Here is a 5,030-nt window from a genome sequence, read left to right as displayed (position 1 = left end):
AAAATAGATTGCCGGATCCCAGAGATTCCATGGGTATTCCATGGGCGGCTGAGATCTAAACTCCATAACTTCCTTCGTAGTCGGATGGGGGAACGATAGCTGCACAGACCATAGAGCAATCTGCTGACCAGGCTTATTGCGATCAGCGCCGTACTTCTGATCACCATATAACGGACAACCTATCGTTTTCATTTGTACGCGAATTTGGTGCGGTCGTCCGGTATGAAGCTCTATACGCACAAGCGTCATGTCGTCGCTCATGCCAGCTACCTCATAAGACAGGCGTGCCTCCTTGGCTCCAGGAGTTCCAGGAGCAACAGCGCGGACTGTGTTCGTGCGAACATCCTTCAGCAAATGGTGAGTTAGTGTCTCGTTGGTCTTAGCTGGACGGCCGTGAACGACAGCCATGTAAGTCTTGCCCAGCTTGTGTGTGCGAACGACATCAGATAAGCGTGAGGCAGCCTTGCTCGTCTTCGCGAATACCATGGCTCCACCGACAGGACGATCCAATCGGTGGACTAGACCTACATAGACATTGCCAGGCTTCGCATAACGCTCCTTCAAGTCTTGCTTCAGTAAGGTTACCATATCTGCATCCTGCGTATCGTCCGCTTGTGACAAGATATTAACTGGCTTCTCGACAACGATTACGTGATTATCCTCGTATAAGATGCCAATATGCGGAGTTGCAGGTTGGCCTAACATCTATCGTTATGCCTCCCATCTTCCCAATATACCGCAAGGGAGTACCATACCGGACTTCGTAATCGGGATGCCTATTTCACCTGAGGACAGCTTGCCGCCGTAGCGCTTTTTCATTGTCATACTCAGCATATTGCTTAGTACGGTAGGCGAGATCCCAGTCGTATATGAATTGATTTGCAGGAATAGTGGGTTGTCCGACATAATTGTCGTACAGAACTCAAGAAACGGATACAAGCTTTGCTCCAGTTTCCACGTTTCTCCGCCAGGTCCTCTACCATAGGAAGGGGGATCCATAATGATGGCGTCATATTTGTTGCCTCTACGCTGCTCTCTTTGTACGAACTTGAATACATCGTCCGTGATGAAACGGATAGGGTGAGATTCCAAACCGGACAACCCGGCATTTTCCTTTGCCCACTGCACCATGCCCTTAGCAGCGTCAACATGGCAGACTTCGGCGCCGGCAGATGCGCAGGCCACTGTTGCACCACCTGTATAAGCGAACAGGTTAAGAACCTTGATTGGACGATTTGCACTCTTAATTTTGTTCATCATCCAGTCCCAGTTGACTGCTTGTTCAGGGAATAGACCTGTGTGTTTAAAGTTCGTTGGCTTAATATAGAACTTGAGATGCTTGTATTCAATCGTCCAACGCTCCGGAATAGGCTTCTTCATATCCCATTGACCGCCGCCAGAGGAACTGCGATGATAATGGCCGTGTACATTGCGCCAAATATCTGTCTCCCTTTCAAGAGGCCATATGATTTGTGGATCGGGACGACGAAGCACTACATCTCCCCAGCGTTCAAGCTTCTCTCCGCCGCCTGTATCAATTAATTCATAGTCTTTCCAGTCAGTAGACATGTACATGTAATGTGACTTCCTTTCTTCTGTTCAAACTTCCTTAACACTAAGCGTTATTGTACTATAAACAAGCCCAAGCTTCCAGAAAGTTTACGAAAGCAATACCCGCATGAGATGAATTCATGCGGGTATTGCTGTAGAACAGGTTATTCGGTTTGAAATTTGTACCCTACACCTCGTACGGTTACGATGTAGCGTGGGCGTGTAGGATCCGGTTCGATCTTCTTGCGTAGATTGCTAATATGTACCATGAGTGTTCGTGTATCACCGAAGCTCTCGGTATTCCAGATATGTTGATACAATTGTTCCAACTTGAATACTTTGTTCGGCGATTGCGCCAAATACGCGAGTAAGTCGAATTCTTTGGCAGATAGTGCAACAGCTCTGCCTTGTACGGTCACGGTGTGGCTCTGCAAATCCATCTCCAATTCTTCGTAGGACAGTCTGTGTTGAGCCGAGCGTTGCAGTGCTTGAGCAGACAGAGAGTTGCGGCGCAAATGGGCCTTGACCCTAGCAACGAGTTGACTAGGGCTGAATGGCTTCGTAATGTAATCATCTCCACCGACTGTAAGACCTAAAATAATGTCTACATCGTCACTCTTGCAGCTTATAAAGAGGATTGGAACATGCGATGTCTTGCGCACTTCCTTGCATACCTCAATACCATCTAGCGACTTGAGGAGGATGTCCAAAATAATTAAGTCTGGTTCAATTTCCTTCATCATCTGTAAGGCGGTATATCCGTTGTCTGCAACGTATACACGGTAGCCTTCCCTGCGCAAATATAAGGATATGAGTTCGGTAATCTCTATTTCATCATCTACGATTAATATTTTGCTCTCGTTCACTGCAGGTTATCACCTCCGCCACTTCTTTCATTATAGCGAAAATCGTCAGGATATGGCAATCTATTCCTAATTGCGACATGAAACCTTAATTCCTTGGATTCTTCTATCGTCAAATAAGAAAGTATGTTATAAAATGGAAGGGTTGAGGAGGGCGTCATCGATGCGTCGAATAACTTTTCATATTATGATGGCCATGATTATTATAACTATAATTATTCTACATGTTGCAGGGGCGATTATTGATTCGAAGCGTGCTCCGAGCGCGGAAAATGGAATACTTGATTTGCGGAACTGGAATTTCGAAAAAGATGGAATTGTGCCTTTGAACGGAACGTGGAAGATGAAATGGGGGAGCTTGCTTCCTACGGAGAAAATAACGGATTCCCCTTCAATGATGGCAGATGTGAAGGTGCCAGCTTCTTGGAATCAGTTAACGAATCCGGGGGTCTCCAAAACGGGTACGGGAGTCGCGACGTATTATCTTACGATAAAGAAGAATGCGAAGGATAACCTGTTGGGTGTATGGCTCCCCAGCATATATAGTTCATATCGCATGTGGGTGAATGGTAAGCCGATTATTCATGAAGGACAAGTCTCCGAATTTGCGGACTATGCTGTTCCTTCTATGAAGCAACGCATGGTTATGGTGAGTACTCCTGGAAACACCGCAGAAATAGTGATCGAGGTTACAAATTTCTCGCATCATCGTGGAGGCATATGGCAGTCTCTATACCTGGGTTCATCGGAGAAAATCATAAGCAAAAGCAGATTGGAATTGGTTCGGGACAGCATGCTGTTCGGCTGCTTATTAATGGTGGGGCTCTATCATATTGGTCTGTTCATAGAGAGGCGCAAGGATTGGTATACGTTTCTGTTTGCGATTCTTTGTATTGCAATGGCATTACGAATACTAACGTCAGGAGATGCCATTCTGCTTACTTGGTTTCCTAGTTTATCGTGGTATTTCGTTATTCGCCTGGAATATGTGCTAATGATCGTGGCTACAATAGCCGGATGCGGATATGTGAGATATTTGTTTTATGAGGACGCCTGCCATAAGACGTATACGGCAATGAATATCGCAGGAGCATTGCTAATTGGCTCCATTGTATTCCTACCTGTGCGTACGTTCACCTCTTACCTTCCTCTATACCAGTTATATGTGATAGCGGCGGCATGCTATGTAGTCATATTGAATATTAAGGCTGTCCACAATCAACGGATGGGGGCGCATATTGCATTATTCGGATTCACCGTTTTCAATATATTGGTTCTGAATGATATTTTATATTATCATTCGCTTGCTCCCATTCGAGACTTGGCTCCAAGTGGACTTGTATTTTGCGTTTTCATGCAGTCACTTATGATCTCAATGAGATATTCCAAGGCGATGTACGACGTAGAATCTGTAACGATCGAGTTACGAGAGCTGAATGCTAACTTAGAAGCACGGATACAAGAACGCACAGCTGCCTTAACTCAAATGAACGCAAATTTAGAAATGAAAAATTATGAGTTAGAGCGAATGGAGACCTCCCGCAGGCATCTATTTACGAATATTTCACATGATTTGCGAACACCAATGACCTTAATTCGTGGTTACTTGGAGGCGCTGCAGGATGAGGTAATTCAGGATAGAGAGCAGCAGAAGAAATATATTCGCCTCATGCTTAATAAAATTAATGGCTTGAATCATCTGATTGACGATTTGTTTGAGTTGTCCAAATTAGAAGCAAGAAGGGTGCCTGTATCGATAGAATCTGTACTTCTTGAACATTTTATTTCGCATCTGGAAGAGCATTACGAGTTGGAACTGCGAAGCAGAGGGTTAATGTTCGCATGTTACAACTTGACGTACCGCAATGCTCCGCCTGTAAGTCTTATGCTGGAAGTGGACATTGATCGTATGATGCAGGTATTTGACAACATTATTTATAATGCGGTCAAATTTACGCCAATTGGCGGCTCAATTACCATTGAAGTGGACTATCTGAAACAGGAGCAAGCGGTGCATATTCAAATCACGGATACCGGAATTGGTGTGGGAGAAGAAGACTTGCCTTATCTATTCGACCGTTTCTACAAAAATGATAAGTCGCGAAATTCAATGACAGGCGGCAGTGGTATAGGGCTGGCAATTGCCAAAGAAATTGTAGAATTACACTTAGGAAGAATCGGCGTTGAGAGTATGCAAGGACATGGAACGACATTCTACATTATATTGCCTGCTCAAGTAAAATAGGGATGGTCGTAAACTCTATCGCTTGGAGTAGAGTGATTGCCTCATGAGCTGGAGTGTCTGCTGTCTTGAGTCGGCATCAAGCCCGTGCCATAGCTGCAGGAGCTGATTCGTCTCGCGTGATTCCAGATAGGAGTTATCATTGATTAGGTAATCCACGGATACATCAAATAAGACAGCTAGTTTGAGAAGGGTTGTATAGACGGGCTGCCGATTGTTAATTTCGTAATGGCTATATGCCGAACGAGTTAATCCAATATGTCGAGCTACTTGCTCTTGCGACATATTACGGGCCGTTCGTAAATTGCGTAAGCGCTCTCCAAAGGTCATAGCAGGACTCCTTTGTCATAAAATATGCTAGGGTAGGATCGCAG

The 5,030-nt window shown here is 45.0% G+C and carries 5 protein-coding genes; 1 reads left to right on the top strand and 4 read right to left on the bottom strand.

Annotated features, from left to right (window positions below):
• The 3 genes from AZ66_RS26830 to AZ66_RS26820 all read right to left on the bottom strand — a co-directional run.
• Positions 1 to 705: RluA family pseudouridine synthase (locus tag AZ66_RS26830; protein ID WP_044357682.1), on the bottom strand; the 705-nt coding region annotated here is incomplete at its 3' end.
• A gap of 6 nt (positions 706 to 711) precedes the next feature.
• On the bottom strand, positions 712 to 1,575 hold the full coding sequence (locus tag AZ66_RS26825) for a class I SAM-dependent methyltransferase (protein ID WP_021259132.1): 864 nt from the start codon (positions 1,573 to 1,575) through the stop codon (positions 712 to 714).
• A 140-nt stretch (positions 1,576 to 1,715) separates the two neighbouring features.
• A complete protein-coding gene (locus AZ66_RS26820) occupies positions 1,716 to 2,417 on the bottom strand; it encodes a response regulator transcription factor (RefSeq protein ID WP_021259131.1) in 702 nt (233 codons plus the stop codon).
• Positions 2,418 to 2,577: 160 nt separating this feature from the next.
• Here AZ66_RS26820 and AZ66_RS26815 point away from each other — a divergent pair, with 160 nt between their 5' ends.
• Positions 2,578 to 4,659 (top strand): sensor histidine kinase, encoded by a 2,082-nt coding sequence (locus AZ66_RS26815; protein WP_044357681.1) that lies wholly within the window; start codon positions 2,578 to 2,580, stop codon positions 4,657 to 4,659.
• Positions 4,660 to 4,674: 15 nt separating this feature from the next.
• On the opposite strand, the gene AZ66_RS26810 is transcribed toward AZ66_RS26815, so the two are convergent.
• Positions 4,675 to 4,986 (bottom strand): helix-turn-helix domain-containing protein, encoded by a 312-nt coding sequence (locus AZ66_RS26810; protein WP_021259129.1) that lies wholly within the window; start codon positions 4,984 to 4,986, stop codon positions 4,675 to 4,677.
• Positions 4,987 to 5,030 lie beyond the last annotated feature (44 nt).

It is taken from the genome of Paenibacillus sp. E194 (genome assembly GCF_000935845.1).
Classification (GTDB): Bacteria; Bacillota; Bacilli; order Paenibacillales; family Paenibacillaceae; genus Paenibacillus_B; species Paenibacillus_B alvei_B.
This window is presented reverse-complemented; position numbering and strand designations above follow the sequence as displayed.

Bases quoted from the DNA above. Each gene is read 5' to 3' on its own strand.
- AZ66_RS26825 (WP_021259132.1), bottom strand. From the start codon at position 1,575: ATGTACATGTCTACTGACTGGAAAGACTATGAATTAATTGATACAGGC.
- AZ66_RS26815 (WP_044357681.1), top strand. From the start codon at position 2,578: ATGCGTCGAATAACTTTTCATATTATGATGGCCATGATTATTATAACT.
- AZ66_RS26810 (WP_021259129.1), bottom strand. From the start codon at position 4,986: ATGACCTTTGGAGAGCGCTTACGCAATTTACGAACGGCCCGTAATATG.